Genomic DNA, 26,803 nt, shown 5'->3' with positions numbered 1-26,803 from the left:
TCTGGTTATTTGCCTTTTTTATGCCCACTTTATACTCAAATTGAGTATAAATAATTCACATGAATTTTTCAGGAACAACTCGATGCTTCGAGACACTAAGGTAACCTCCTCCACCGCTTCTTTCCTTTCCATGACGGGATCAATCTCACCTGAAAAGTGGGAGGCCGATTATGCTGAAGATGCTGCGGCGATCCAGAGACTGAAAAAAGAGCGCGATGCGGTCATTCTGGCGCATAATTACCAGACTCCGGAAATCTTTCTTTCTGTCGCAGATATTAAAGGCGATAGTCTGGCACTGGCGCGTGAAGCACAGAATCTGAAAGAACAGGTCGTCGTCATGGCCGGTGTGCATTTCATGGCAGAAACCGTGAAATTACTGAACCCGGAAAAGACCGTGCTCATTCCAGATCTGAAAGCAGGCTGTTCTCTGGCTGAGGGTATCACAGCAGAAAATGTGCGCGCTCTTAAGGCCGCACATCCCGGGGTGCCTGTTGTCACGTATGTAAACAGCACAGTTGCCGTCAAAGCCGAGACTGATATCTGCTGCACATCGGGCAATGCCCGCAAGGTTGTTGAAAGCCTGGGAGTGCCGGAAGTCATTATGATCCCTGACGAAAATCTGGCACGCAATATTGAAAAAGAAACAGGCATCAAAATGTATACGTGGCCTGCCTATTGCGAAGTTCACAGGGAATTCACACCAGAAGAAATTGCCACGTACCGGAAGAATTTCGCCCCTGTAACCGTTATCGCCCACCCTGAATGCAGCCCGGACGTTGTTGCCGCTTCAGACATGGCTGGTTCTACAGCAGAAATGCTGCGCTACGTTGCAGAAAAAAAACCGGAACGGGTTTTGTTGATTACTGAATGTTCCATGACGCGCAATCTGGCAGCACTTTATCCGCAGACCCAATTTATCGGGCCCTGTAATTTCTGCCCGCATATGAAGCGCATCACGCTCAAAAATATCAGACGGGCACTTGAGACCCTTTCTCCCGAAGTGACCATTGACCCCACCCTCCAAGCCCCGGCTCGCCGGGCCGTTGAACGGATGTTGCAGGTGTGAGCCCGCTCCTCCCCATCCTTGACGCCTACAAGGATTGGCCGGTCATTATCGGGGGTGGCCTTGCAGCCTATTCGACGGCTCTGCACCTTGATCGTCCTTGCCTGATTGTCACGCCCGACATTCAGGCAGAGCTTACATCCAGCCATTTGGCACAGGGAGGGATGTGCGCGGCAATCGGACCGGGAGACAGCCCTGCCTCTCATGCTGAAGACACTATCAAGGCAGGGGCCGGGTTATGTGATCAGGACGTTGTAAAGGCCTTTACAGAAGCAGGCCCTTCAGCAGTTGAAACACTTCTGGAGTGGGGCGTCCCGCTCGCGCGTGAGGACAATGGTTCGCTGGCGCTTCATCTTGAGGCAGCCCATCAACACCCGCGCATCGTGTTCGCCGGGGGGGATCGCACCGGCGCCAGCATCATGAAATCTGTGCTGAAACAGGCACAGACAAGGAACACGATTCATCACCTATCCCCCCATCATCTGATAAAGCTTGATGTTGAAGGAAACAGCCTCAAGGGGCTTTGGACGAGTGCGGGCTATATTCCCACAACATGCTGCATTCTTGCTGCCGGGAGCATAGGCGGTCTTTACCATCACACAACCATTCCCCTAACCAATAAAGGGCATGTCCTTGGGATGGCCCTGAGAGCGGGCGTTGAGGCGATTGATCTGGAATTTACCCAGTTCCACCCGACAGCCTTGCGAAGCCCTCTCCTTAAAGGACGCCTCCCTCTGGTCAGCGAAGCTGTACGGGGGGCCGGAGCGCTTCTGACGACAGAAGCAGGCGAACGCTTTATCGATGAGCTCGCCCCACGTGACGTCGTAGGGCGTGCCATCGCCGCCCGGATTACAGAAGGGCATGAGGTCTTTCTTCGGGGAATGTCCTTGCCAAAAGGACGTTTCAGCACACTTTTCCCCGGTATTACGCAATCCTGCCTTGCGATAGGCATTGACCCTGATACACAGCCAATCCCGGTGCAACCTGCCATGCATTACCATATGGGTGGTCTCAAGGTTGACCTGCATGGACGGACCTCTGTGAAAGGGCTTTGGGCCTGTGGTGAAATCGCCTGCACAGGCCTCCATGGAGCCAACCGTCTGGCTAGCAATTCTCTGCTTGAAGCGCTGGTCGCGGGGAAATGGGTTGCAGAAGATATCAGGGAGCATTCTTTCCCACAAAGTCCTGGGACACCGCCCACTTTAGAGTTTTCCCCATCTTCGTCGGAATGGACTGATCAGTCCCTCATGGAAACATCTCTGGGGATTATCCGCACTGGAAACGGGATCAGGGAATTTCTGGACCATACCCTTCCTCTGGCCTCTTCCAATGAGTGCGCTCTGACAGCGTCCCTTCTGGGATGGGCCGCCCTTAACCGTTCTGAATCACGCGGGGGGCATTGGCGGAGCGACTATCCTGAAACCCTGCCTGTTGCAAAAAGACATAGCTATACGATTAGCGATTTACCCATGCTACGGAGTTCGTGACATCATGACTGAAACGCTTTTTCTTCCCGATCTTTTATGGGAACCCATTATCGCAACAGCCTTGCGTGAGGATTTCGGCACAGGGGGCGATGTCACAACACAATCTTTGCTTGCAGGGCCTCAAAAACGCCTGAAAGCCTATTTCAAGGCCAGACAGAATGGTGTGGTCGCCGGTCTCCCCGGCGCACGCCTGACGTTCCAGCTCCTGGAACGGGATGTGCATTTCCATCATCTCAGACGTGACGGCGATATCATTGCACCCGGCGACGTCATTGCAACAATTGAAGGACCTGCCGCTGCCGTTCTGGGCGGAGAGCGTGTTGCATTGAACCTGCTCTCACATCTAAGTGGCATAGCCTCCACCACGGCAGAAATTGTTAAAGCTGTGGAAGGATGTCCTGTCGATATCTGCTGCACACGCAAAACTCTGCCTGGGTTAAGAGCCTTACAGAAATATGCCGTCCGTGCCGGTGGTGGAAGCAATCACCGCCACCGCCTGGATGATGCCATTATGCTAAAGGACAATCATATCGCCCTTTTTGAAGGTGACCTGACCGCCGCCCTAAAAGCCGCACGCCAAAGGGCCGGTCACCTTATGAAAATAGAGCTTGAGGTTGACTCTCTGGAGCAGCTGGAGACAGCGCTATCTGTGAATATTGCAGATGCTTATCTGCTGGATAATATGGATCCAGATACGCTGCGGCAGGCCGTTAAAATGATCAATCACCGTGCCATTGCTGAAGCATCAGGCGGCATCACACCTGACACCGCTCGCTCCATTGCAGAAACCGGCGTCGATGTCCTTTCTCTCGGCTGGCTCACTCATAGCGTAAAAGCCCTCGATATCGGACTTGATTCCCTACCGTAACAGAAGGGTTTCTGATCATTATGCCCAGGAGTTTCCAATAGGTTTCTTCTGGGCATAACGCTATTTTCCCCCAGAACTACTAGAGTCTTTAATGTAATGCCTTGGGGGCTCTTAACATGCCAACATCTCTTTTAACGCGCGCTCTTCCCATAATCGTTGGAAAGCCCTTTTCCATTCTCTCTGAAGCTTGCTCATAATTTCCTTTGAGAAAATCATTCCATAGGGCATATCAGAAGGAACTTTTATTCCTTGTAATAGGTATATCCTGCACACCCATAATATTTATCTTTAATATTAAGGTCATCTTCATCTGTTAACCGCATTGAAAACAAGCCGTCACTCATAAAAAAATAGGCAAACTTAATAGGTTTATCCCCACACAGTTGATTACTTCTTATAAGTATGGAAGTCGTGTCCCCAGAAATTTTATAGGCAACAGTATGTATACCGGTATCTGTAGTTAAATACTTTATGATTTTACTTCCTGCATACTCAGCCTCCATCACATGATGACCATAAAGAATCTCAATATGATGTTCATCAATCTTAATTGGCCCTGTTATCGAAATGGCCGTCGTTGAATAAGGCTGCCATAGTCCCCAGAATTGTTTGTTTATTCCTTTCGCTGTGGCAGAAGAAATAGGCATAACAAAAGCCAATATTATGAGAAGATAACGCATTATTCCTCCGGTAAGTTTTTCAGATTTAAGATTGCCTGCGCTCGCTTGGATATCTGCTCCCCTAGAACAGGCTCTCCGTTCTTACCTATTGCTGGGAACTAATCCGACAAATCATGAACTGCAATAATTGATGCTTTATTGGCCTTTTCTATTCGGGAAAAAACTTCTTTCAGAAAAGCTTTCATGTCCGGTGTGTTCTTACCTTTACGGATAAATGTCCAAACTTCCAAAGGAAAGTGTGGCATTTTCTTCTCTTTTAACCTATCAGACATTTCCTGGGCGAAAGGGCTGGTCGAGGAATCCTCAACAGGGTAGGTATAAATGACCATCCCTATCAAATTCCCCTCTTTGTCAAAAATATTGCTATGTATATTATCACTACAGGCATGTTTCTGACATATTGAAGCTAATGAGAATTTATCATTACTATATTCAGCATCTTCTATATCTGCCCCCCAATGAGTATTATTATAGGAATCCAGCAAATATTCTTGCATTTTTTTCGATTGTCGCAAAAAATTATTCGTCTTTATTGTTCTTACCTCGCAATCTATAAGATGCTTTCTATCTTTTTCGGAAGTTTCCCAATAATAATCAAGCATTGTTAAATAATTGTCATCTTTAAAATATTCATACTTAGGTTTAAGTCGTTTTAATAAAACATCAGGATTTATAAACTTACAATTAGATTGATCTATCAGACTATCTGCCTTCGCATTAACGATCAAACACATAGCTAACGAACAAAAAAGGGCAAAAATACCCATATATTTAGATAATTCTCTCATTTTTCACCTTTCAAGATTTTAATGTCATCGTCTGCTCTTACATGACCTATATTGTCCTCATATTTCTTTATTTCCACGACCGCCGTATCGACATCCCGATCAATAAGAGCCTGCCATAATGTTTGATATTTCGCAGAATTGCAGAAATTCTGTCCCAATGGATAAGCTAGATCAACGATAACTGTTCTCCAATTCTCAGGTAAATCGTCAAAACCTACTGAGGGATTACTATGATCGTAATGTTTCCCTATCTGATCCGATACCGCATTCAGTGTCAGTGACGATAAATAATCAACTTCATTCTCTGTAAAAGTGAGGGAATGCTCTGTAAGATACTTTCCTGCCGCATTTCCTGTTAAACCATATTCATGCTCCCCAGGGTGCGCCGAATTTGGACCATGCAGTAAAATATCAGGGATTTTATCAAGAAGTTTGTCTGGGTATCCCCATTGATGCAGTTCTTTCCGTGTATGCGCATGAAGATCAATCCCATAGCCAATCGTCGCACCTGAGTTCTTATCAGGAACATAACCTTTTGTTCTTTCTTTTACGCTTCCCCCCTCGTGATCATCAATCACATCGACTCTTATAGGGCCGTGCTTCACAGGAGCCATTGTGTATATTTTGCCATTGCCAGTTAAATGTTCTTTCCAATTAGCCACCTCCGGGCTATTGCCGATTTCGGTCTGGACGGTCTTCCAGTCTTTGCCCTGGGCTAATTCAGCTGAGTAGCGGTTTTTGAAGTCATCTGTCGCCTGGACACTATTTTGCGTGTAAGAGGCCAGAGTCTCATTGATTTTGTTCTGAGTCACATCGCTATAAGCAATATCGTGCTTGATCGTGTCAGACCCATTACCGGCATTCAGCTTATCATGATATTGCGCCATCTGAGCATCAGTCGCATCAGTGCCGGTCATCAGCTTTGTCTGGTCATGGAGCCATTTATTGACTTCATTGCAATTGAGAATCTGGTTGTGCATCTCTTCCCAACCCGTCCCCTGATACATCTCGTTCTGGTACCATTGTGTAAAATGATCTGAAGCCAGGGACGGGTCACCCGTTATATAGGTCAGGGCGTTATCGATTTGCTCTTTAGCCGCATCGCTATAGGCAATGTCATGTTTGATGGTGTTAGAGCCTTCACCAGCATTCAGCTTATCATGATACTGCGCCATCTGGGCGTCTGTCGCGTCTTTGCCTGTCATGAACTTCGTCTGATCATGCAGCCAGCCATTCAATTCGTTACAATTGAGAATCTGGTTGTAAATCTCGTCCCAGCTCGTGCCTTTATACATTTCCTCCTGGTAATATTGGGTGAAATGGTCTGAGGCTAAGGACACATCACCTGTCATATAGGTCAGCGTCTGGTCTATTTTCTGCCTGGCTTCTGCTCCATAAGCGATGTCGTGTTTGATGGCATCTGCCTTGTCCCCATCATGCAGGCGTTCATGATAGTAATTCATCTGGCTGTCAGTCGCGTCATCGCCCGTCATGAATTTCGTCTGATCGTGCAACCAGCCATTCAGCTCATTAGAATTCAGAATCTGGTTGTAAATCTCATCCCAACTTGCCCCTTGATCCATCCAGTTCTGATACCACTGTGTAAAATGATCTGAAGCCAGGGACGGATCGCCTGTTATAACCGTCAGCGTTTCGTCTATCTTATTTTTAGCCTCGCTGCCGTAAGCAATATCATGCTTGATGTCTGTAGAGCTTTTCCCATCACGCAGTCGCTCATGGTAGTAATTCATCTGACTGTCAGTCGCGTCATCGCCCGTCATGAACTTCGTCTGGTCGTGCAGCCAACCATTCAGTTCGTTACAATTGAGAAGCTGGTTGTGAATCTCATCCCAGCTTGCACCATGATACATCCAGTCCTGATACCACTGTGTAAAGTGGTCTGTGGCAAGGGATGGATCACCTGTCATGTAAGTCAGACTGCCGTTTATTTGTTCTTTAACGGCATCACTATAGGCGATATCGTGCTTGATGGTGTCAGAGCCTTCACCTGCATTCAGCGTATCATGATACTGCGCCATCTGGGCATCCGTCGCATCTTTACCCGTCATGAACTTCGTCTGATCGTGCAGCCAACCATTCAGCTCGTTGCTATTGAGAAGCTGGTTGTGTATCTCGTCCCAGCTTGCACCATGATACATCCAGTCTTGGTACCATTGCGTAAAGTGATCTGTGGCAAGAGACGGATCACCCGTCATGTAAGTCAGACTGCCGTTTATTTGTTCTTTGACGGCGTCACTATAGGCGATATCGTGCTTGATGGTGTCAGACCCATTACCGGCATTCAGCTTATCATGATACTGCGCCATCTGGGCATCCGTCGCATCTTTACCCGTCATGAACTTCGTCTGATCGTGCAGCCAACCATTCAGCTCGTTGCTATTGAGAATTTGGTTGTGGATCTCGTCCCAGCTGGCGCCATGATACATCCAGTCCTGATACCACTGTGTAAAGTGGTCTGTGGCAAGGGATGGATCGCCTGTCATGTAAGTCAGACTGCCGTTTATTTGTTCTTTAACGGCATCGCTGTAAGCAATGTCATGCTTTATGGTGTCAGCCCCTTCACCGGCATTCAGCTTATCATGATACTGGGACATCTGGGCATCCGTCGCATCTTTACCCGTCATGAACTTCGTCTGATCGTGCAGCCAGCCATTCAGTTCGTTACAATTAAGAATCTGGTTGTGAATATCGTCCCAGCTCGTGCCTTTATACATTTCCTCCTGGTAATATTGGGTGAAATGGTCTGAGGCTAAGGACGCGTCACCTGTCATATAGGTCAGGGTCTGATCTATTTTCTGCCTGGCTTCTGCTCCATAGGCGATGTCGTGTTTGATGGCGTCGGCCTTGTCCCCATCACGCAGTCGCTCATGATAGTAATTCATCTGACTGTCAGTCGCGTCATCGCCTGTCATGAATTTTGTCTCATCATGCAGCCAGCCATTCAGCTCGTTGCAATTGAGCAATTCGTTATAAACAGTGTTCCAGTCCTTATCTCCTGCCAGTTCATTCTGGTAATATTGTGCAAAATGATCAGAGGCGCGCGAAGGATCCCCTGTCATCTGGTTTAACGTATCCTTCAGATGATCTGCCGTAGCCTGACTGTGAGCGACCTGATCTTTAATGGTGGAAATTGTTGCTTTTGACTTGCGAATTTGCTCCTGCCAGGAGGAGATCGTTTTTTCATCCGGTGCTGTACCGGTATAGTCCTGATAAATCTGTTTTATGAGATCGTGAGCCTGACTGCTGTTGGCGACCATCGTTTGAAGGTTGCCCCGCATATCTTTTCCGTCATCACCTCCCCTATGATGCTTACCTCCCCATTGATAATTCCAACGATTATCTTCGGTGATGTTATTGACTAGATCATTCAGGCCCTCAGGGGTCGGTGCTGTACCAAGAAGCTTGTAGTTCATATCTACAGCTTCGCAGGTTTCTATATATTTCCAATTATCATCGATATATCCAATCGGGCCGTTTGTGGTCCAATTCCCATTGCTGGTATCCCCTCCGAGGTGGGAATTGGGCATACCATGCGCAACTGTTGCCGGATTAACCTTACCTTTTGCGACTCCTCCTCCATCATCTTCATCACTTCCGCTACTTCCCCCACTGGGGGGAGCGCTATGGTGGCTTCCACCGCCGCCATAGCCCCAATAGCCGGGATCCACCATCCCGTAATCTCCCCCGTCTCCATCAACTTCATAACCAAAATCACGAGTGCCGATGCCTGAAGAACGTGCTGACAGCTTACTCTGAGCGTTAGGCGCACCACCTACAGATTCAGCGGATCCCCTATGTCTCGCATACTGCGTCTGATTCAGGCTGCTTCCTCCCAGCAGGCTGTTGGTCATGCTATGAAGCGCTGCCTGTTTTTCTGCCTCCGTCGCATTGGGGGATAAAACCGGCATCTTCAAACCAGCATGAAGCGAGGTACCATCACCCTTTGTCGTAAAGGCACGCTCTGTTACAGAACTGCCTCCCTTTTCCCTACCAAACAACGTCCTTTTTTCTGAACCAGAGATAAACTCCTTCTGATGGGTCTCATCAGCAGGGGAATAGCCCGCTATTCTGCCCTCACCCAGAGGATTGGCCTGATGATTGGGTACAGCATGAGTCTGTGGCTGAAACAGGTTATGAACGTCAGTCATCACGTAAAGATCACTTCTATGTAAGTAAGGGGGTTATTTTGATAAAATTTTCCCGGAACTATAGAAGTGAAATGATTGATATTTTATTAAGAAAATACTATAAATTCAAATATACTTATAATTACTATAAAAACTTCTTGCGAATACATATAGCTCCTTGAAGGAAAATGCCGGATTTCCTTCAATTCAGAACCCTTTTCGAAATCCTAGAACTGGTCCTTCAACTTCCTGACCAAGGCAAATTCCTCGGACGTTTTTGCCCTGATAAACGGGTTATAAGCGCGCTCTATGCCTAACGTAACCGGCAATGTGGGTTTGTGCTCCTGGCGCAATTTTTTCACCTCTTCTTCTCTTTTTTGGAAAATTTTCTGATCAATTGACGAAAGTGAAGGCGGAAGAGATTTAATGAACTCCAGATTTCCCTGCGTATATTCATGGGCAGCGCAAAGAAGTGTCTTATCAGGAAAGACATCATAAGCTTTGATACTGTTAAAAAGCTCTGACGCTGTGCCCTCAAAAAGGCGCCCACATCCCCCACTGAAAAGAACGTCCCCACTCACCAGGGCCGGGATTTGCGGATTATAATAAGTCAGATGCCCCTTTGCATGGCCCGGGGAAGACAGAACATCAAGTGTGATATCACCAAACTCAAGCGTTTCGCCCCCTTTAAGCACATAATCAGGCACAGGATTACAATTTGCAGGGCCATAAATCGGGGCATTATAGAGTGTTCTGAGGCGTGCTGCCCCGGCGGTATGATCTCCGTGATGATGGGTTATAAAGATGGCTGTCAGTTTTCTGTTCTGAAGTGCCTGTTCAATCGGAGCGGCCTCTCCCGGGTCAAAAAGGAGCGCTGCTTCCTCTGAAAAGAGAAGCCATGCATAATTATCCTTGAGGATACTGATGGGCTCGATTTTGACGGACATTTGCAATACTCCTCCTAAAAGGCTATTCCCTTAACAGACTATATATCACATAAAGACAGACCTTCTGCCTCTTTTAACCGGCAGATTATCGAGAGCATAATGCCATGTCCCTGCTGAAATCCCTCAAACTTGTAATTTCCCGCCCGCATCCTGCCGGCCTTCCTTTTATCATGGGTGGGCTATTGGGAGGCATGATCGGCAAGGTGACACCCTGGCGCCTGAGCAAACGCCTCGGCTGTGCCAGCCTCTGGTTTGCTGCATTCAGTGCCTATTTTTTCCGTAACCCCAAACGCGTGACACCTCCTGGAGATGAACTTGTTATCGCCGCTGCTGATGGCCGTGTTACCGGGATTGCCCAGGTTCCCCCTCCTGCGGCACTGGAAATGGGATCTGCTCCGGTCTGGCGGGTTTCAATATTCCTCTCTGTGCTGGACGTTCATGTCAACCGCATACCCGTCAGCGGTGAAATTACCAAAATCGCCTATCATAAAGGGCAGTTTCTCAATGCAAGTCTGGATAAGGCTTCTGAGAAAAATGAGCGCAACGAACTGCGTGTTACCATGAAGGATGGCCGACAGGTCGCTGTTGTGCAGATTGCCGGATTGATTGCCCGCCGGATTGTGTGTGACGTTCATGAGGGTGACACTCTGCAAGCCGGTGAACTCTTCGGGTTGATCCGCTTTGGCTCCCGCACAGATATTTACCTTCCCCCAGGCGTGATGCCTTGCGTTCTTGAAGGACAGACCATGATCGGCGGGGAAACCATTATAGCTCACCTCTAATCGATAACATCAGACAACGCGACATTTATGGCTGCACACAAACCTTCACCATCTTCTTCACACAAGAAAGTCCATAACCGCCCCCGTTATATAAGGCGGCGGGCCCGGATCAGGGGGCTTTCTTTCAACAGGTTGATTCCCAATCTTCTGACCATGCTTGGCCTGTGTGCCGGATTGAATGCGATCAAGTTCGCTTTCCTGCATAATTTCCAACATGCGGTCATCGCTCTTCTGATTGCTGCCTGTATTGATGGACTGGATGGGCGTATTGCCCGTTTGCTGAAGGGGACGTCGCGTTTCGGGGCTGAATTTGACAGCCTCTCTGATTTCGTCTGTTTCGGGGTCGCGCCTCCCATCATTCTTGCAATGTGGGGGCTCCCTTTTGCAGGGCGCTTTGCCTTTATCCCCTGCGTCATGTTTACAGTCTGTATGGCTTTGAGGCTGGCTCGTTTCAATGCCGCTCTTGATGATAACACACCCCCTTACGCGGCTGGATTTTTCTCAGGCGTTCCGGCCCCTGCTGGTGGTGGCATGGTGCTTTTTCCGGTCCTGCTTGGTCTGGAAGCGCATCAGAACAGCTGGAGCGGAATTGAGGCCTTTTCTCACTCACCTTATCTCGTCGCATCCTGCCTGATTCTGGTCGCGTGCCTGCTTGTTTCCACACTCCCGGTCTGGTCATTCAAAAATTTCAAGGTTCCTGCGCCAGCAATCCTGCCTTTATTACTCGGCACTGGTCTTTATGCGGCGGTTCTGATTTCCGCTCCCTGGGCTGCACTGGCAGGGGCTTGCTTCCTCTATCTATGCCTTTTGCCATTTTCCCGCCAATCCTACTGGCGGATACGCAGGAATGCAGAACAGGCTCATTCCGGACTTCCTGACGACGATGCCCCCTCCCAGACGCTTTCAGCCAAAGTGCCTAAAGCCTGAAGGATATCCTGCGGTGATGGGGGACAGCCCTTGATGGCCTGATAATGGCGGCTCAGAGACTGGACCCCTCCTAAGACAGCATAACCTGCCGTAAAAGGCCCACCATTCAGGGCACATGCCCCCACGGCAACCAGCATTTTACGACGGGGCATAGCCTGCCATACTTCCAATAACGTGCCAGCGTTACTTCTTGTCACAGCGCCTGTTACAAGCAGCCAATCTGCTTCACCGGGAACGGTTACGAACTCAAAACCGCCTGACTTGAGTGCAAAAGCACCGCCTGCCAATGTTTTCAGTTCCATGGCACAGCCTTCGCAGCTCCCTGTTTCAAGGGCATAAAGCCGGATCAGGGATGACGCTTTTCTCTGCCCTGGTTGCAGGACCTTAAAATGTCGTGCATCCCATAAAGCCTGTAACCACGTGACAGGAGGGATATGTGAAGACATGATCAATGCTCCTATAAGGCCAGACCCGCAGGTGAAAACCCCAAAGAGGCCAGGATCAACGGTACCTGCTCTGGCAAAGCTCCCTGAAAAATCTCTTCAAAAGCTGTCATAACGGGAAGAGCCGGATCTCTGATCTGAAGCGATTCAATCCGCCCCTCTTTTAATATCAACCAATACCAGAGGTCGCCCCGTGCTGTTTCAACAACACCCAGCCCCTCCCCGGTTGCGCTAAAGGTGGTTGTTTCGTCTTCAAGGGAAAAACTGGCACTTATTTCATCCATTAAGGTCAGTGAATCCCTGATTTCTGAGAGGCGCTGCACATTGCGGCCATGCGCATCACCGCCATGCCCTCCTGATGACCGCAAGGCTTCCAGGCGCATACCCACATCCCCGCGGCGCATATCGATATAACGGCCACTGGCACGCCCGGCTGCCCCGCCAATAGCGTAATGCCAGACTGTATCATTTGATAAAATGCCAACAGATTTAAACCGGTCTTCGTAAAGCGGATAAAGATCTGAAATAAGCTTGCATTTTGGCTCTATAGCGTCTCTGAGAGCCTGAACCAGAGGAAGAACCTCTATCGTTTCACGTTTTTTTTCATCCAGCGTTATGATGTCGGTCAAGCGCCGTGTAAATCCATGCGCCTGGCATAGTGAAGCGATCATTTCACGAGCCTGGTCACATTGTGTCGCCAATAAATCAGCCTGAGCCAGACGCGCTGTCTGAGAGAGGTCGAATAAATGAAGACTGATTCTTTCAATTTCCAGCAATAATAAACGTGTATCACGCTCATGCGGAACGGGATAAATCCCTTGAGCCTGCTCTATAGCCCGCAGAAATGCCACGGGATGGGCAACAAACCCTCCCGCGCTGATCCGTGAAACCAAAGGCAAAGCGTCTTCAGGGGTTATCCCTTTTAATTGAGACAAAATACCGCGGTGAGCCGGTGCAAGAGAGGGGGTTACTTTCTCGAGCCGCCCTTTTTTGAGACTATATTCAAGCCCGATCAGCCCCGGCAACAACGTACAACAAGGCGCAATATGAGCGCCCTGTTGTTGAGCCGGTCCTGCCCCTTCCATATTAATGGCCTCTTTAGACAAAGGCCATGTTTTCGCCCAGCTTCCATCATCAAGGGCAGGAGCATCATCTGCGGCGGATAAGGCCTCAACGCCCCATAAATCACGCGCCATGCGCTCACCCCATGCTGCGACAGGATACAGGCTTGAAGGAGCGTGATAACGCCGCAATTCCAGAGCTGTGCTGACAAGAAGAGGCCTTTCTCCATCAAGAAGAAGAACTGTCGCTTTCTGCTCATCAGCCCATGAAGCCAATAGAGGAAGTGGCCGCCCTGGCAAGCTAAAGAACCTGATCCAGTCATCACGGTCCACTATATAGCGAAATAACCCTGCCCGGGTTCTGGAGCGCAGAAAGCCTATCATTTCACTCATGGATACCACCCGATTGGAAATGATTGCCCGGAGAATGTAAGCGCCGTAAGACTTATAACGATCATGACACCAGGCACAAGACAGAGTTTCAAAGCGGAATATTTACCCATATTCAAGGAAATATCGGGAGAAAAAACCTGTTGGAGAGATCTGAGATTGAACCCTGCCAGAAGAATCAGTGCCCCTACGTAAAGAGGTGACAGCTGTTGACCAATTAACAAAAGAGCCACGAAAATCAGAGGGATCACTGAATAGCTGATATCTGCCGACTTATCTTTCTGCCAGATCCTGAGTCCAAGCCCTCCCAAAGCGGCTGCCATAAGCAGAAGAAAAGCCATCAGGGATTGAGTAGACGCAGCCATCGTGGCCAGAGCCGCCAGGAAAGGAAGAAAAGCCTCATTACGCTGTTTGATAAATCCACTGAAGACCAGACCGATCAAACCGGCTCCCAAAAGAACAAAATGCGCTAACGGATAATGACCCAGCCGCGCCATCAGACACAAAGCAGCAAAACGCAATCCGCCATCCAGTAGGGCAAAAGAGGGTTTTTGTCCTGTAACGCTCCCAAGACCTGCCATCATACCCAGCCCTGTTACCAGGAATACCACACCCCATTGTGTCTTAACCCCCTGCGCGAGAGGAGGAGTGTCTACAGTCTGCAGCAAAGCCGCCCCAAGAACAGCCAGAATGACACCACATAATCGCACTCTTACCATAGCCCAGGCTGCCATGGCTCTACGAGGCGAAAGGCCATCCCACCATGCAAGAATGACGCAACCCGCTCCGATAAAAAGGCTTGAAAGTAACGCTGAAAACAAACTCAGCGCCATCAGAATACATCCTGTAATCAGAAATGGCAGACGCTCCCCCCTCACCTGCGCTGCAACACTCTCTTCCCCACTCTCATGGGTCTCGCTATCTTTCTGGATATCCGCAAAGCAGAAAAGCATCATAGGCAGGAAACCTGCCAACCCGACAGAGACTTTCCCCAACATATCAAGCCTGGAAGGAAAGAGGCATACGGCCCCTATTGTCATAACTGCTCCCGCAATTGCCAGGCTATGTACATGACCTGTGCGCCGTGAGATCCATAAAAGCCAGGCAACCAGAAAAGGCCAGCACAGAACAGCAAAAATCCCGGTAGACGGAAGAAGGGACGCAAAGGAGGAAAACATCAGAAATCCTCAATCTTTCGCCAGACAAGACGCGGCAGTAAAATAAAACCCAACACGGCCATAACGCCCCATAGACCCAGCGCTGTCAAAAAAAGCGGCCATGAGGAAATAATGGCCGCCTCCATAAACACGCCATCAACCGCCATGAGAAGCCCGCAAAACTGCACGAGGGGACCACCACTGGCCACAACACAGATCCCAGCGAGGATCAGACCAAGCGCAAGACTTGAAACCCCGCCTATGCCAGCGCCCCCCAAAGCCACAATGAGTAAAAGAGCAATGGTCAGGATCACAGACATCAAAAACGCCAGCTTTCTGAACCCATAAGCCTCATTACGGTCAGTAAAATTGCGTAGGAAATACCAGGCGAGGCTATTGAGGAAAAGAAGCATGAAGAAAACTGAACCTGCCAATCCACCTTTCCCCACCATGGCGACTGTCATGGCGCATGAAGCTCCGTAAAAGGCGAGCCATTTTGCCCCCTTTCCCAAAGACAAAAACAAAAAGACGAAATTCAGGGCAAATCCGAAGCTCACGATCCCAGCCGTCCAGACAGAGCGAAAAGAAGTCCCAACCCCAAGAACAGAGCAACACAATGAAGATTTCTCTCCAATCTGGTCAGACGGAAAATCGTGCATCCTGTAATGACCAGGAGAACCCGCCAGAAAAAGCTCCCTGAAAACGCACGCCATCCGCCCGTAGTGACTGGCAGCACGACAAGATCGCTCAGGAACATAATCCAGACTGCCTGAAAAAAGACAAGTAACCCACGCTTACGGTCAGATTCTGCCCGATTATAATGCCCAAACCCCGTTTCATTCTGTGGCAAACGACATAAATCAGAAGCCATCGGCAAAGGGACTGCAAGCATCAGTGCCAGCAAAGACGCCGTTAAGACTCCATTGACAGACGCATTCTCATGCTCTGCCAGAGTGAAAAAATCATAGCCGTGAGGGGCACTCAATAATAATAAAAGATAGAGCCATAATAATACAAATGCACCACTTGCCAGAAGAAACAGAGATTTCTCAGGAAGCAGATAAAACCGAGCCAATAAAAGACTGCTCCCAATCAAGAGAGGGTCTGAAAGAAAATTAACCGGCATTTTTCCTGAAATCTCATCTGGGAGAAAAAATCCCGGCAAGGATAAAAAAGCCAGCATGATGCAGCCGCAGCATAAGCCTTCTTTCAGATCTGTCCCTGTTTTCCCTATTTTTTTCAAAAAAGAGAAGGCCTGCCTATAACTGAGGTAAAGGGAGAACCCTTTTTGGCCTGAACAGAACACCGGTGCCGTTTCAACCAGCCAGCTCCCTAAAGGAAGGAGCGTCCATAAAATAATTAATTCTGCTCCCCAGCCTCCCACAAGGCCCAGTATATAAGGCCAGCTCATCATGATGAAAGCCCGATCATCAAAAAGAGAAATGCCAGAGCGCATAGCCAGACAAACAGGCTGAAATCAGGCTGCCCCTCCCACCATTCACTCAGTGAGAGTTTTATCGCCTTACTCTGTCTTTTCAAAAGGATTCCCTGCCAGACCATAGAACGATGAGGCTTGCAGAATGTCGGTAGGGAAACACAGAAAATCTCTTCAATTTTCATCTTTGCCGCCACAGGACAGGAAAGAAAAACCGGTGGTTTGCGAAAAGTCATGCGGGGATTAATACAGAAAAACCAGATAAGCCCCCATAATATCCATAATAATGGCTGAAATAAAAATGCCTGACCACTTTCGCTCTCATACCATAAACCGATCCACTCCCAGATCCGGCCATAAGAGGGCAGTAAGACCCCCACTCCATGAGGAGAGATGGAAAAAGCAATGACGGGCATAACGCATGAGAGCAAACCGGCAATCATCATAAAAGAACCATCAATACGCACGGCCGGAAGTGTGACCGCAACAAGAACCGTTTCAATAATGGATAAAACCCCAATAACAAGTCCCAGAGCCAACCCCAGCAACGTCCATGACGTATGGGGCCCCGCAAGTAAAAGGGCTGCATGGAGCCCAAACCATAACACCGCAAAGCCCGGCAGAAGCGGAAATGCCAGGAGCAGACTGCGCCATTGCACGCTCCAGCACGCGCTGACCTGGCATGTCACATCCAGCAAAAGAGCACATAAGGCTGCCTGAGCGCAGTCATAAAGAGGCACATGAAGCGCAATCTGCAAAAGCTCTACAAGAAGGAGGGAACGTATCAGCGCGCAAAATTGCAGCAAAAACGAAAAATTCTTCTCTGAATGTTTATAAACGCTCCACAACACAACCAGAAGTGCGAGCATAATAATCGCCAGGAACCCGAAGAACGGATCTCCTGCGGCATTTTTAAACGTATAACCGACAGCCAGAATATAGGAGATGCTGACCCCGTCTTCCTCCCTTCCGCTTTCCGCTGAGCTGTTCCCAATCCAGAACAAGGCCGGGATTACCAGGCAGACACTCCAGAATGAAGGATAAAGCCCGAAAACCAGCAAGGCCATCAGACTATAGGGCAGGAAAGCAATACGAGACCTGCCCCGATTGATCGAAACCAGATAAAGCCCCAGCCAGAAAACCTGAAAAAAAGATCCGACTGAAAAGAGGCTGAAGCAGGCTGCGAGAGACGAAAAAAATGGACGAAGGCCTGCGCCCCCTTTCAGACCACCTTCCTTAAAAAAAAGGCGTATCTGCCTGCCTAAAAGCAAAGCCAGAAGACCCGTCAGATAAATCAGAAAAGGATCACGATACCACATGACGCCCATCATCCCGCCTGCTGCCAGCCCTTAGCTTCCTGCTTCCAGTAAGCGAGCTTGTACCCCTCTTTTTTATATGATTTCCAACGGAGACGGGCCTGCGCGACAGCGTGCTCATCATGACCATCAAAAAGGTCAAAGACACGTTTGAATTTTTCTAAACCTGCCGTTTCTGCACCATTAATACGAAATAAAAAACCCGCCTCATTAGGAGGAAACCCAGTGTCACTCATCAGCCAGATTGGTTGCCGGGAAGCATGATCGCTCCCTTCCATCCCATGAGGGAGCCACAGATAGTGGGCGTTTTCCCACAATGACGTGTCTAACTGTTTCATTTCTTCTGCGCCAGCACAATAAATGACAGCGCGTTCCCCACTGGAGAGCGTACGGTCCAGCAACGCAGGAAGGGCTTCCTGCACGCTTGAACGCGTAAGATGGTAAAAACCGATCTGCGGGAGAGAGGTTTGTTCCCCCTCTCCTTTCTGTATGTGTGCAGAAGGAAGTTCCTGCCCATCGGCCATGTTTCTCTCTCCAGATAGCCGTCCCGAAAGACTTATTTTTCCCGGTCAGCCACAAACTGGTTCAGTAACTGAACACCAAAACCACTGGCCCCTTTCGGAATGCAGGCAGAGCCTTTATCGCACCAGGCTGTCCCGGCAATATCCAGATGTGCCCATGGCGTCTCTCCGACAAAACGTTTCAAAAATTCTGCCGCCAGGCTGGAACTGCCCGGACGTCCACCAATATTTTTCATATCGGCGATATCTGAATCAATGCGGCGGTTATAGGCTTCACCCATCGGCATACGCCATAATTTTTCGTCTGTTTTACGGCCAGCCTGCTCAAGCTCTGCGCTCAGGGCATCATCATTACTGAAAAGACCGGCATATTCATGACCCAGAGCCACAACAATCGCTCCAGTCAAGGTTGCCAGATTCACCATAAGAGCGGGGGCATATGTGTCTTTTGTGTAGGAAAGCAGATCAGCCAGAACAAGACGTCCCTCTGCATCAGTGTTCTGAACTTCAATGGTCTGGCCACTATAACTTCTGACCACGTCACCTGGACGTTGCGCGTCACCAGAGACCATATTTTCCACCAGGCCGATCACGCCAACAGCATTGATTTTAGCTTTACGGCGAGCCAGCACACTCATAAGCCCGACAACCGCAGCTGCACCCCCCATATCGGTCTTCATTTCCTCCATTCCCGCTGCAGGCTTGATGGAGATACCACCTGAATCGAAAGTGACACCCTTTCCAATAAAGGCCAAAGGTGCTTCAGCTTTATCATCCGCTCCCTGATAGCGCAGGATAATCGTGAAAGGCGGTTTTGCACTCCCCTGTGCCACACCAAGCAGAGCACCAAATCCGAGCTCTGTCATGGCCGCCCGATCCAGTGCCTCAATTTCCAGCCCCAAAGACTGCAAAAGCTCAATACGAGCCCGGAAACTCTCTGGATAAAGAATATTTGCAGGTTCACTCACCAGATCACGCGTAAGGGTAACTCCCTCTCTCAGAGCTTCCAGATTTTTCCACTGAGCTTCAAGAGCTGAAGCTGACAGACCGGATGGGTAAAATACGGTCAGAGCCGTTGGAGCCGCTTCTTTCTGTTCAGAACGATAAAGAGCAAACTCATAGGCACCTAATTGCGCACCAAAGGCGATAAAGGCTGCCTGAGCTCCCAGAGAGTCCGGGATCACAAAAGCGGCTTCACCGTCTTTCACTTTGGTTTTCTTCAATGCCTGAAACGCGTTCCCGCCCGCCTGCTGAAAACGCACCTGATCTGAAACGCTTTCTTTCCCTTTTTTCCCGACTCCAACCAGATGGAGCTGGATCATCGTTTCAGAAGGGGCGAGCAGACTGAGCGTCTGTCCTGTTTCTCCTTTGAATTCCTGCGCTTTTGCCGCCTGATTCAAACGGCCTTGCAGAATTTTATCGAAAAACTGAAAACACCCTTCCTGTTCAAAATTATTTCCGTCACAAAACAGAACAATTGAGCGACCATGCTCCGACAGAGGGAGGGAATAGTCTTTAAAATTAACAGATATCATTCTTTGACCTCATTTTCTTCAGGCGGTTCACATTAGCTTGAGGACTACGTTTTTAAAGCGTTAAGGAACACACAGACATTCAATTATTGCAACGTATCAGATAAGTGTTTTCGTGACGAACAGTCCTAAATAGGATAGCCTACATAAAATGAACTCTCCTGCTGCTGCAATGCCTGATCTCCATACTCTTATGGAATTGACTGTCGAAATAATATCGGAAGCATCTGCTATTATTCTGCAAATCAGGGAAAAGGGCTTTCAAACCAGGCAGAAAGCTGATTTCTCACCAGTAACAGAAGCTGACCAGGCTTCTGAAACATATATTCTCAGCCATTTGCGAAAAGCCTGCCCTGACATACCGGCTATTTCCGAAGAAGAGTTCTGCTCAGGAATTCACCCTGAAACCCGGAACCTCTACTGGTTGATCGACCCCCTGGACGGCACGCGCGGTTTTGCTGAGGGCGGAAATGATTATGCGGTCAATATTGGCCTTATTTATAATGGTGAACCCGTTTTAGGCACGGTCGCCATTCCTTCAACAGGACAGATTTATATGGGGGGGAAAGGTCTTGGTGCCTTTCTTCAGGACCAAACTGGACGCCGTAAAATCCACACCTCTCCCATCCCTGATGAAGGGATACGCGTTCTGGCCTCGCGTCATTTCGGCTCTGAACAGAAACTGCACGACCTTCTGGCCGGTAAAAAGGTTCAGTCCATCCATCATATGGGATCGTCGGTAAAGATCGTGAGAATTGCCGAAGGCGATGCCGATTTTTACCCCCGCTTCGGCCCTACCATGGAATGGGATACAGCCGCTCCCCAGGCAATCCTTGAAGCTGCGGGAGGACATCTTTATACAGAAGGAGGAGCTCGCATGACTTATGACAAGAAAGACAGGCTTAACCCGCCTTTTTATTGTTCAGGGCCTGTCATGATTGCCTCCTCCGGCCAATCCCAAGCGACTTAACGCTCAAAACAAGGACCTTATACTTCCGTGACTGAATGGCTTGATGCAGGCTTTGACCATATTCGCCGGGCGGCTGATATCATAAGCCAGGGCGGGATTGTTGCCTTCGGGACAGAGACAGTCTACGGACTTGGTGGCCTTTCCCGCTCCGCCTCTGCCATCAGCCGCATTTACGAAGCCAAGGGACGCCCCTCTTTTAATCCCCTCATCAGTCATTTCGCTTCAGCTGAGGACGCCTTCAGAGAAGTTGATCTTTCCGGCCCACTGGGACAGGCGGCACAGGATCTTGCTGCCCATTTCTGGCCTGGGCCACTGACGCTCATCCTCCCTCGCCACCCTGAAAGCCATATTTGCGATTCAGTCAGTGCCGCCCTTCCCACATTGGCCCTGCGTGTCCCTCGCGGGCGCGCTGTGCAGGAACTCCTTCAGCTCGTGAACGCTCCTGTTGCCGCCCCCTCAGCCAATCGCTCCGGACGCGTCAGCCCCTCCTGTGCCGCGCATGTCAGAGAAGAACTTGATGGGCGCATTGATGCCATCCTTGATACAGGACCCTGCACCATTGGTCTTGAAAGCACTGTGCTTGATTTAAGTGGAGAGAAACCGCGCCTTTTGCGGCCTGGCGGACTGACGCAGGAACGTCTTGAAGCTATCATCGGCCCTATTGAACGGGCTGCTCCTCTCGCTGCCGATGATCAAGCCCCCCATTCACCAGGGCAATTAAGCTCACACTACGCCCCGACCCTGCCTTTACGTCTTGACGCACGCTTTCCTCGCCCGGATGAAGCGTGGCTTGGCTTTGGTCCTTCAGACCTTGATCTGGCCAATATTCCATCCTGGAATCTCAGTTCAGAAGGGGATCTGAGTGAAGCCGCTGCCAGACTTTATACAGGGTTGCGCACACTTGATGAAAAAGGACTTTCACAAGGCTGCTCAGCCATTGCCGTGCAGACAATCCCTGACAAAGGACTTGGAGAGGCCATTATGGACCGCCTGAAACGCGCCGCTGCTCCCAGGCCGTCTTCGCAGATGTGACTTTATGGCCGGCCCTGCTCCCCCTCTGGATCCCAAGGAGTTACGGCTTCTTGCTGACATTCTTGCCCTTGTTCTCGATGACGAGGCAGGGCAGGCTCAGGCAGCATTGGAGCGGCTTCGTGAAAGAGCCAGAAAGCAGGATATTTCCGGGGGGACTTTCAAAAATCTGATCATCACTCTGGCTGAAACATCAGAAGGCCGATCTGACCTGCTCAAAAGACGCCATGAGCTGGAATTAAAGCGCTATCAGGACAGCCTGTCAGAGCTCGGTGCTAAACACAGGAAATTGCAGAAATACGTCGCTTATCTGGAGAAGGATAATCAGCTTATCCGTTATAACAGCGCCCAAAATGACACCCTGCCCTGGCAGCGTATCAAATTTATTCTCGCATTGATTACAGGACTTTTCATCGGTATAGCAGCCAGTCAGATTGTCCATGATATGGGCTCGTCACATAAGATAGACCGCGCCCTTTGCCTGCCCAAACCGCTTTCTGACAGTTCATCCTGAGCGGGTCATAATATCACCTGATTTGAATTTTACCCTTTTTTTGCTTTTCCCATAGACGTAAAAAGGGACCATGGCGAATCTGGACAACATTGCGGAAAGACGCTTTTTCCGGCTCATAGATGCCTATGTGCTCCGCCAGCTTTTCATCGGCCTTTTGGGATTAACGTTCGGGGCGATCGCCCTTATCTGGCTGACGCAGTCCCTCCATTTCATTTCACTGATTGTGCAGCATGGCCTGTCTTTGCGTGCCTTTTTGCATCTTACCCTGCTTATGGTGCCGTCTTTCGCCTCTGTCATTCTGCCAGTCAGCACCTTTCTGGTCATCCTCTTTATATACCAGAAGCTGACCCACGACCGCGAAATGGTCGTACTGGCTGCTATGGGCCTCCCCCCCCTCAGATTAGCCAGACCAGGCATTCTATGTGGACTTGCCGCCACCCTTATGGGGTATGTTCTGACATTATGGATGGCACCCACCTCTTATCACGCCTTTCATCGTTATGAATTTCAGATCCGCAATCGTATCGCTGCCTTTTTGCTTGAAGAAGGCGTTTTTACGCCGGTTTCCTCCAGCATGACGATCTATATCCATGAAAAAAAGAATGGCGATGAATTGCGCGGTGTCATGATACAGGATGAAAGAGACCCAAAAAATCCCGTCACAATTTTCGCCGAACGCGGCATGATCTTTTCACGCCCGGAAGGCCCACGCCTGATCCTTTCAAATGGCACAAGACAACAGCTGAATCGCAAAACCCTGAAAATCAACGAATTACAGTTTGCAAATGATACGCTTGATCTGACCAGTTCATCGGCCCATAAATCCACCTTGAGCGAAGACCCATCAGAGCTCCCTCTTCAAGCGCTTATTTCCCCTCCCGGCGACACACCTCCTGCCTTAAGTCATAAATTGAAAGTGGAAGGCTGGAACCGGCTTATCGCGCCTCTTTTCACATTTTCCTACAGTATGATTGGCATTCTCTGCATTTTAAGCGGGCGTTTTTCACGCCGCGGAAATGTTATTCTTCCCCTGCTTGCCATTCTGGGTGTCGTAGGACTTCTGACCCTTTCACTGATGTTCAAGAGTATGGCTCAACGCCATAATGAACTGATTTTCCTGCTTGCTTTCGAGGCGATCCTGCCGGCCTTTCTGGCGTTCCTTGCCCTTGCTTTAATGTCACGACGCGGATCCTCATATTTTTCAGCAGGAATTCGTTAACCATGAGCCACTTTATGGGAGCCGGGCGGTTCAGGCGCCCCTCGCTCCATCAACTCTATCGCGCTCTGGAAGAACAGGAAATTTCTGACAATTTTGGTTATTCATTCACATTTGCCCGTTACCTGGCCCGCTGCTTCCTGACTACCAGTCTCCTGATTGTCCTCGCTCTTACTCTTCTTATCTCACTTTTTGATTTTATTGATCTTTTAAGGCGCGCTGCCAGCCATCCTGCGGCCGGCTTTGCAACAGTGCTGGAAATTGCGGGATTACATGTCCCTTATTACAGCCTGTATGTTCTTCCCTTTGCCATGTTGCTGGCCGGGATTCTGTCATTTTCCCGCCTTGCCCGTTCATCAGAACTGGTCGTGGCACGGGGAGCCGGTATTTCAGCGTGGCAAATTCTCATAAGCCCAGCTCTCTGTGCATTCTGCATCGGCCTGGTCTTTACGATGCTTGTTTCACCGCTCTCTTCCATGATGTATGGAGAAGCGGACAGGCTGGATAATCTCTATTTGAAAAATGCGGTTTCCACACTCGATTTCAAACAGGATTCATTATGGATCTGGCAGAAAAATGATTCCATAAAAGGAAACACGCTTTTTCATCTCAAAGGGCTCCGCCTTAAAAACAACCATCTGACCTCATCACATGTCACGCTTTTTGACCTTGATTCCCATCATCATATTCAACAGCGTATCGAGGCTTCAAGTGGCGAGCTTTTTAAGGAAAAATGGTTTTTTAATAATAGCATTCGCCTTTCTGCCACAGCCAGGCCACAATTTCTGGGAACAATTTACGTTCCGGCTCATTTAAGCCTGAACCAAATGCTGAAACATGCTGCCCCGGCTGACACTCTTTCCGTCTGGGCTCTTCCGCGTGCAATTCGCCTTCTTGGACGGTCTGGTTTTTCGACAATTCACATGAAATTACGTTTTCAGTCCCTGTTGGCTCTTCCCTTCCTTGCTGGTACCATGGTACTGGTTTCAGCCGGATTTTCGATGCACCCTACGCGCAGGGGAGGCATCGCTCGACTCCTGGCGAGTGGTGTTTTAACGGGATTTGCGCTATTTGCAGTCTCCAAGATTGCTGAGCAATTAGGAAAGTCAGGTGCCCTGCCTCCTCTGATGGCGGCCTGGGCGCCCACAATGGCGGGGTTATGCGTTGCTGTGACCCTGCTCTTATTTATGGAGGACGGTTAATGCCTAAGCCCGGAACTTTTCCGTCCGGTATAAAGAGACGATTCTCGTTCCTTTGTTTTACCCTTGCAGGCACAGCTTTAGGCATGATGTCGGCACCTTTTTCGTACGCACAGACGGATTCAGCAAAACGGAAAACAGCCACGAATGCTGCCGCTCCACCGCAAGTCTCTTCCAAAGAGCCACTGACCTATCTCGCTGACCATGAGAGCTATGATAAAACCGGCCTTGTGATCTGGCAGGGAAATGTCCGTGTCTGGCAGGGTTCACAGGCTTTACGTGCCGATAAAATCACCTATGACCGTGCCAGCGGCATCATGAAAGCTGAAGGCCATGTTGCCCTTGTTCAGGACAGTGGCAGCACGACTTATGCTGACCATGTCGAATTTTCAAACGGGCTTACAGACGGCATCGGTTCTTCGATCTACATGAAAATGCAGAACAATGCCAAAATGGCGGCGACTGGAATGAGACGGACCAATACGCAAGTGACCGATTTCTCCAACGTCGTTTACACAGCCTGTAATCTCTGTGAAAAGCATCCTGATTTTCCTCCTTTCTGGCAGATCAAAGCCTATGGAGCGACGCAGGATAAAGAGCATGTCAACGTGGAATTCAACCACGCATGGCTGAAAATTCTGGGCCTTCCTGTTTTCTACTTCCCCTATTTTCTTGTCACTGATCCAACGGTCAAACGCCATAGCGGCTTTTTGATGCCGAATGTCAGCCCCCATGACCGTTATCTTGGAACTTATTTCAACATCCCCTATTTTCTGGTTCTGGATGACCAGCAGGATCTGACTCTCGACCCTCTGATTGCCACCAAGACCGGACCGCAGTTGACGGCCACCTACCGCAATTGGATGAATTTCGGGCGCTTAAACATTACTGGTGGTATTGCAGACGATACAAGACGTAACCAACCCTATATCAATACATTTGGAGACCAGCTTAATCGTTCAGGCCGACATGGTGCTCAGGGATATATTTTTGCCAATGGTGACTTTACCCTTTCTGACCATTGGCGTGCCGGTTTCAAGGCTAATGTCGCCAGCTCTGCTAACTATATGCGTGATTACCGTGTTCCCGGTTACGGTAATGACGTTCTTGATTCCAATATTTACCTCGAAGGTTACGGCGTAGGCTCCTACCTACGCGTGGATGCTCAGGCCTATCAGGGGCTTAACCGAGGGATCATCAATAACTCCGCGCTGCCTTTTGCCCTCCCACGCTTTACCTATGAATTTCAGGGCCAACCTGATGCTCTGGGAGGACGCTTCAGCCTTCATACAACTGACTTCTTTGTCTATCGTTCCAAAGGCACTGTTGACCAGCGTGGGGAACTCGCCATGCAGTGGGACAGGCCATTTACGAACAAGCTGGGGCAGAAATGGCTTCTGACAGCACGGCTTGATACCACACTTTATCACGCCAAACATCTTGAAGAACAACCAGGTTACGGCCATGGTGGCAGCCACCTCAGAGGCACGGTTCTCCCGACACTTGCCCTGAAAATGAACTGGCCCTTCCTGCGGACCTTCGACCAGGGACGTGGCAGTGAGATCTTTGAACCCATTATCCAGCTTATCGCGGCGCCCAATATGGGGAACTCCATTAACCGAAACATCCCCAATGAAGACAGTTTCTCATATGAGTTCAGCGATACAACGCTCTTTGCCCTTAACCGTTATATGGGTACAGACCGGCTTGATAGTGGGCTGCGCGCTAATGTGGGGATTCATCAGAACTGGACATGGAATGGTCACAGCATAGACATGCTTGTTGGTGAAAGCTTTCAGGAACATATTGACCATAACCGCATTCCCTATTCCGGTCTTGACCACCATATTTCAGACCCTGTCGGACGCATTACCATTACGCCGAATCAATATGTCGACCTGACCGCCCGCGGACGTTATAACCCATGGCGTGGCAACCTTGATTATGGTGAGGCCCTGGCATCGGTTGGTGTGCCACTTTTCCGCCTGACAGGTGGTTATGTCTATGAGCCGGTTACACCGTACTATATGTACCGCATGAACTACCGTGAATTGCGGAATCTGCCTTATCTGAAGCCAACCAGTGAATTCACAGGACGTGTGACGTCCCAATTCGGGCAGTATCATATCTCCGCCTATACAAGACGCAGCCTGCAAGCCAATAAAGCCGTCGCTTATGGTGGTGATGTCGGTTATGAAAATGACTGTTTCGGGCTGGACGTGATTTACATCAAGCAGTACACCTATGTCGGTGGCGAGAAAAGAGGTTCGACAGTTCTGCTCAATTTCTACTTCAAAACCATTGGCACATTCGGGGTAAACGGTTGAATT

General features: G+C 49.4%; 23 protein-coding genes. 11 read left to right on the top strand and 12 right to left on the bottom strand.

Annotation, left to right across the window (positions count from 1 at the left end):
* Positions 1 to 130: 130 nt before the first annotated feature.
* Genes nadA through nadC form a run of 3 tightly spaced genes read left to right on the top strand, consistent with a single transcriptional unit; the run spans position 131 to position 3,418 of the window.
* A complete protein-coding gene (gene nadA / locus ACSYSY_RS02300) occupies positions 131 to 1,066 on the top strand; it encodes a quinolinate synthase NadA (protein WP_491708201.1) in 936 nt (311 codons plus the stop codon).
* The gene (locus ACSYSY_RS02295; protein WP_491707717.1) at positions 1,063 to 2,550 is read left to right on the top strand and encodes an L-aspartate oxidase; all 1,488 of its coding nucleotides are present in this window, start codon (positions 1,063 to 1,065) and stop codon (positions 2,548 to 2,550) included. Before nadA ends, ACSYSY_RS02295 begins: the two co-directional genes overlap by 4 nt.
* A gap of 4 nt (positions 2,551 to 2,554) precedes the next feature.
* Positions 2,555 to 3,418: a carboxylating nicotinate-nucleotide diphosphorylase gene (gene nadC / locus ACSYSY_RS02290; protein ID WP_491707716.1), complete on the top strand. Its 864-nt coding sequence runs from the start codon at positions 2,555 to 2,557 to the stop codon at positions 3,416 to 3,418.
* 242 nt (positions 3,419 to 3,660) lie between these two features.
* Here nadC and ACSYSY_RS02285 read toward each other — a convergent pair whose 3' ends face one another.
* The 4 genes from ACSYSY_RS02285 to gloB form a co-directional block, all read right to left on the bottom strand.
* Positions 3,661 to 4,098 carry a hypothetical protein gene (locus ACSYSY_RS02285; RefSeq protein ID WP_491707715.1) on the bottom strand — a complete coding sequence of 146 codons (438 nt, stop codon included), beginning with the start codon at positions 4,096 to 4,098 and terminating at the stop codon, positions 3,661 to 3,663.
* 98 nt (positions 4,099 to 4,196) lie between these two features.
* A complete protein-coding gene (locus ACSYSY_RS02280; protein WP_491707714.1) occupies positions 4,197 to 4,886 on the bottom strand; it encodes a hypothetical protein in 690 nt (229 codons plus the stop codon).
* A complete protein-coding gene (locus ACSYSY_RS02275) occupies positions 4,883 to 9,055 on the bottom strand; it encodes a pesticin C-terminus-like muramidase (RefSeq protein WP_491708200.1) in 4,173 nt (1,390 codons plus the stop codon). The genes ACSYSY_RS02280 and ACSYSY_RS02275 overlap by 4 nt, the downstream gene beginning before the upstream one ends.
* A gap of 206 nt (positions 9,056 to 9,261) precedes the next feature.
* Positions 9,262 to 9,981 carry a hydroxyacylglutathione hydrolase gene (gloB, locus tag ACSYSY_RS02270; protein ID WP_491707713.1) on the bottom strand — a complete coding sequence of 240 codons (720 nt, stop codon included), beginning with the start codon at positions 9,979 to 9,981 and terminating at the stop codon, positions 9,262 to 9,264.
* Between the two features lie 104 nt (positions 9,982 to 10,085).
* Between gloB and ACSYSY_RS02265 the strand changes: the two genes are divergently transcribed.
* Positions 10,086 to 10,763, top strand: a complete 678-nt coding sequence (locus tag ACSYSY_RS02265; RefSeq protein ID WP_491707712.1) for a phosphatidylserine decarboxylase — start codon at positions 10,086 to 10,088, stop codon at positions 10,761 to 10,763.
* Positions 10,764 to 10,790: 27 nt separating this feature from the next.
* Entirely contained in the window at positions 10,791 to 11,690 is a 900-nt protein-coding gene (locus ACSYSY_RS02260) for a CDP-alcohol phosphatidyltransferase family protein (protein ID WP_491707711.1), read from the top strand.
* Here the strand turns inward: ACSYSY_RS02260 and ACSYSY_RS02255 are convergent.
* The 8 genes from ACSYSY_RS02255 to ACSYSY_RS02220 are packed head-to-tail and all read right to left on the bottom strand — an operon-like array spanning position 11,624 to position 19,548.
* A complete protein-coding gene (locus ACSYSY_RS02255) occupies positions 11,624 to 12,136 on the bottom strand; it encodes an NADH-quinone oxidoreductase subunit B family protein (RefSeq protein WP_491707710.1) in 513 nt (170 codons plus the stop codon). The genes ACSYSY_RS02260 and ACSYSY_RS02255 overlap by 67 nt on opposite strands.
* An 11-nt stretch (positions 12,137 to 12,147) precedes the next feature.
* Positions 12,148 to 13,587: an NADH-quinone oxidoreductase subunit D-related protein gene (locus tag ACSYSY_RS02250; protein WP_491707709.1), complete on the bottom strand. Its 1,440-nt coding sequence runs from the start codon at positions 13,585 to 13,587 to the stop codon at positions 12,148 to 12,150.
* Positions 13,584 to 14,762 (bottom strand): hypothetical protein, encoded by a 1,179-nt coding sequence (locus tag ACSYSY_RS02245; RefSeq protein WP_491707708.1) that lies wholly within the window; start codon positions 14,760 to 14,762, stop codon positions 13,584 to 13,586. The genes ACSYSY_RS02250 and ACSYSY_RS02245 overlap by 4 nt, the downstream gene beginning before the upstream one ends.
* Entirely contained in the window at positions 14,762 to 15,298 is a 537-nt protein-coding gene (locus ACSYSY_RS02240) for a hypothetical protein (RefSeq protein WP_491707707.1), read from the bottom strand. The genes ACSYSY_RS02245 and ACSYSY_RS02240 overlap by 1 nt, the downstream gene beginning before the upstream one ends.
* Positions 15,295 to 16,155, bottom strand: a complete 861-nt coding sequence (locus tag ACSYSY_RS02235) for a hypothetical protein (RefSeq protein WP_491707706.1) — start codon at positions 16,153 to 16,155, stop codon at positions 15,295 to 15,297. The genes ACSYSY_RS02240 and ACSYSY_RS02235 overlap by 4 nt, the downstream gene beginning before the upstream one ends.
* A complete protein-coding gene (locus ACSYSY_RS02230; protein WP_491707705.1) occupies positions 16,152 to 17,507 on the bottom strand; it encodes a hypothetical protein in 1,356 nt (451 codons plus the stop codon). The genes ACSYSY_RS02235 and ACSYSY_RS02230 overlap by 4 nt, the downstream gene beginning before the upstream one ends.
* Positions 17,504 to 18,016 carry a DNA polymerase III subunit chi gene (locus ACSYSY_RS02225; protein ID WP_491707704.1) on the bottom strand — a complete coding sequence of 171 codons (513 nt, stop codon included), beginning with the start codon at positions 18,014 to 18,016 and terminating at the stop codon, positions 17,504 to 17,506. Before ACSYSY_RS02225 ends, ACSYSY_RS02230 begins: the two co-directional genes overlap by 4 nt.
* A gap of 32 nt (positions 18,017 to 18,048) precedes the next feature.
* Positions 18,049 to 19,548, bottom strand: a complete 1,500-nt coding sequence (locus tag ACSYSY_RS02220) for a leucyl aminopeptidase (RefSeq protein ID WP_491707703.1) — start codon at positions 19,546 to 19,548, stop codon at positions 18,049 to 18,051.
* Positions 19,549 to 19,696: 148 nt separating this feature from the next.
* On the opposite strand from ACSYSY_RS02220, the gene cysQ reads away from it, so the two are divergent.
* From cysQ to ACSYSY_RS02190, 6 genes are all read left to right on the top strand, one after another.
* Complete coding sequence (gene cysQ / locus ACSYSY_RS02215; RefSeq protein WP_491707702.1) at positions 19,697 to 20,515, top strand: 3'(2'),5'-bisphosphate nucleotidase CysQ; 819 nt, start codon at positions 19,697 to 19,699, stop codon at positions 20,513 to 20,515.
* Between the two features lie 27 nt (positions 20,516 to 20,542).
* Positions 20,543 to 21,547 (top strand): L-threonylcarbamoyladenylate synthase, encoded by a 1,005-nt coding sequence (locus tag ACSYSY_RS02210; RefSeq protein ID WP_491707701.1) that lies wholly within the window; start codon positions 20,543 to 20,545, stop codon positions 21,545 to 21,547.
* A 4-nt stretch (positions 21,548 to 21,551) separates the two neighbouring features.
* Positions 21,552 to 22,058: a hypothetical protein gene (locus ACSYSY_RS02205; RefSeq protein WP_491707700.1), complete on the top strand. Its 507-nt coding sequence runs from the start codon at positions 21,552 to 21,554 to the stop codon at positions 22,056 to 22,058.
* Between the two features lie 70 nt (positions 22,059 to 22,128).
* Positions 22,129 to 23,277 carry an LptF/LptG family permease gene (locus ACSYSY_RS02200; protein ID WP_491707699.1) on the top strand — a complete coding sequence of 383 codons (1,149 nt, stop codon included), beginning with the start codon at positions 22,129 to 22,131 and terminating at the stop codon, positions 23,275 to 23,277.
* A 2-nt stretch (positions 23,278 to 23,279) separates the two neighbouring features.
* Positions 23,280 to 24,476: an LptF/LptG family permease gene (locus tag ACSYSY_RS02195; protein ID WP_491707698.1), complete on the top strand. Its 1,197-nt coding sequence runs from the start codon at positions 23,280 to 23,282 to the stop codon at positions 24,474 to 24,476.
* A complete protein-coding gene (locus ACSYSY_RS02190; RefSeq protein ID WP_491707697.1) occupies positions 24,476 to 26,800 on the top strand; it encodes an LPS-assembly protein LptD in 2,325 nt (774 codons plus the stop codon). Before ACSYSY_RS02195 ends, ACSYSY_RS02190 begins: the two co-directional genes overlap by 1 nt.
* The last annotated feature ends 3 nt before the right edge of the window (positions 26,801 to 26,803 follow it).

The organism is Aristophania sp. ESL1100, assembly GCF_058511235.1.
This window is presented reverse-complemented; position numbering and strand designations above follow the sequence as displayed.

Coding starts and splice junctions, on each gene's coding strand:
- ACSYSY_RS02245 (WP_491707708.1), bottom strand. CDS start 14,762: ATGTTTTCCTCCTTTGCGTCCCTTCTTCCGTCTACCGGGATTTTTGCT.
- ACSYSY_RS02225 (WP_491707704.1), bottom strand. CDS start 18,016: ATGGCCGATGGGCAGGAACTTCCTTCTGCACACATACAGAAAGGAGAG.
- ACSYSY_RS02230 (WP_491707705.1), bottom strand. CDS start 17,507: ATGATGGGCGTCATGTGGTATCGTGATCCTTTTCTGATTTATCTGACG.
- gloB (WP_491707713.1), bottom strand. CDS start 9,981: ATGTCCGTCAAAATCGAGCCCATCAGTATCCTCAAGGATAATTATGCA.
- ACSYSY_RS02235 (WP_491707706.1), bottom strand. CDS start 16,155: ATGATGAGCTGGCCTTATATACTGGGCCTTGTGGGAGGCTGGGGAGCA.
- ACSYSY_RS02285 (WP_491707715.1), bottom strand. CDS start 4,098: ATGCGTTATCTTCTCATAATATTGGCTTTTGTTATGCCTATTTCTTCT.
- ACSYSY_RS02200 (WP_491707699.1), top strand. CDS start 22,129: ATGGCGAATCTGGACAACATTGCGGAAAGACGCTTTTTCCGGCTCATA.
- nadC (WP_491707716.1), top strand. CDS start 2,555: ATGACTGAAACGCTTTTTCTTCCCGATCTTTTATGGGAACCCATTATC.
- ACSYSY_RS02250 (WP_491707709.1), bottom strand. CDS start 13,587: ATGAGTGAAATGATAGGCTTTCTGCGCTCCAGAACCCGGGCAGGGTTA.
- ACSYSY_RS02190 (WP_491707697.1), top strand. CDS start 24,476: ATGCCTAAGCCCGGAACTTTTCCGTCCGGTATAAAGAGACGATTCTCG.
- nadA (WP_491708201.1), top strand. CDS start 131: ATGACGGGATCAATCTCACCTGAAAAGTGGGAGGCCGATTATGCTGAA.
- ACSYSY_RS02220 (WP_491707703.1), bottom strand. CDS start 19,548: ATGATATCTGTTAATTTTAAAGACTATTCCCTCCCTCTGTCGGAGCAT.
- ACSYSY_RS02195 (WP_491707698.1), top strand. CDS start 23,280: ATGAGCCACTTTATGGGAGCCGGGCGGTTCAGGCGCCCCTCGCTCCAT.
- ACSYSY_RS02280 (WP_491707714.1), bottom strand. CDS start 4,886: ATGAGAGAATTATCTAAATATATGGGTATTTTTGCCCTTTTTTGTTCG.
- ACSYSY_RS02275 (WP_491708200.1), bottom strand. CDS start 9,055: ATGACTGACGTTCATAACCTGTTTCAGCCACAGACTCATGCTGTACCC.
- cysQ (WP_491707702.1), top strand. CDS start 19,697: ATGAACTCTCCTGCTGCTGCAATGCCTGATCTCCATACTCTTATGGAA.
- ACSYSY_RS02260 (WP_491707711.1), top strand. CDS start 10,791: ATGGCTGCACACAAACCTTCACCATCTTCTTCACACAAGAAAGTCCAT.
- ACSYSY_RS02205 (WP_491707700.1), top strand. CDS start 21,552: ATGGCCGGCCCTGCTCCCCCTCTGGATCCCAAGGAGTTACGGCTTCTT.
- ACSYSY_RS02255 (WP_491707710.1), bottom strand. CDS start 12,136: ATGTCTTCACATATCCCTCCTGTCACGTGGTTACAGGCTTTATGGGAT.
- ACSYSY_RS02265 (WP_491707712.1), top strand. CDS start 10,086: ATGTCCCTGCTGAAATCCCTCAAACTTGTAATTTCCCGCCCGCATCCT.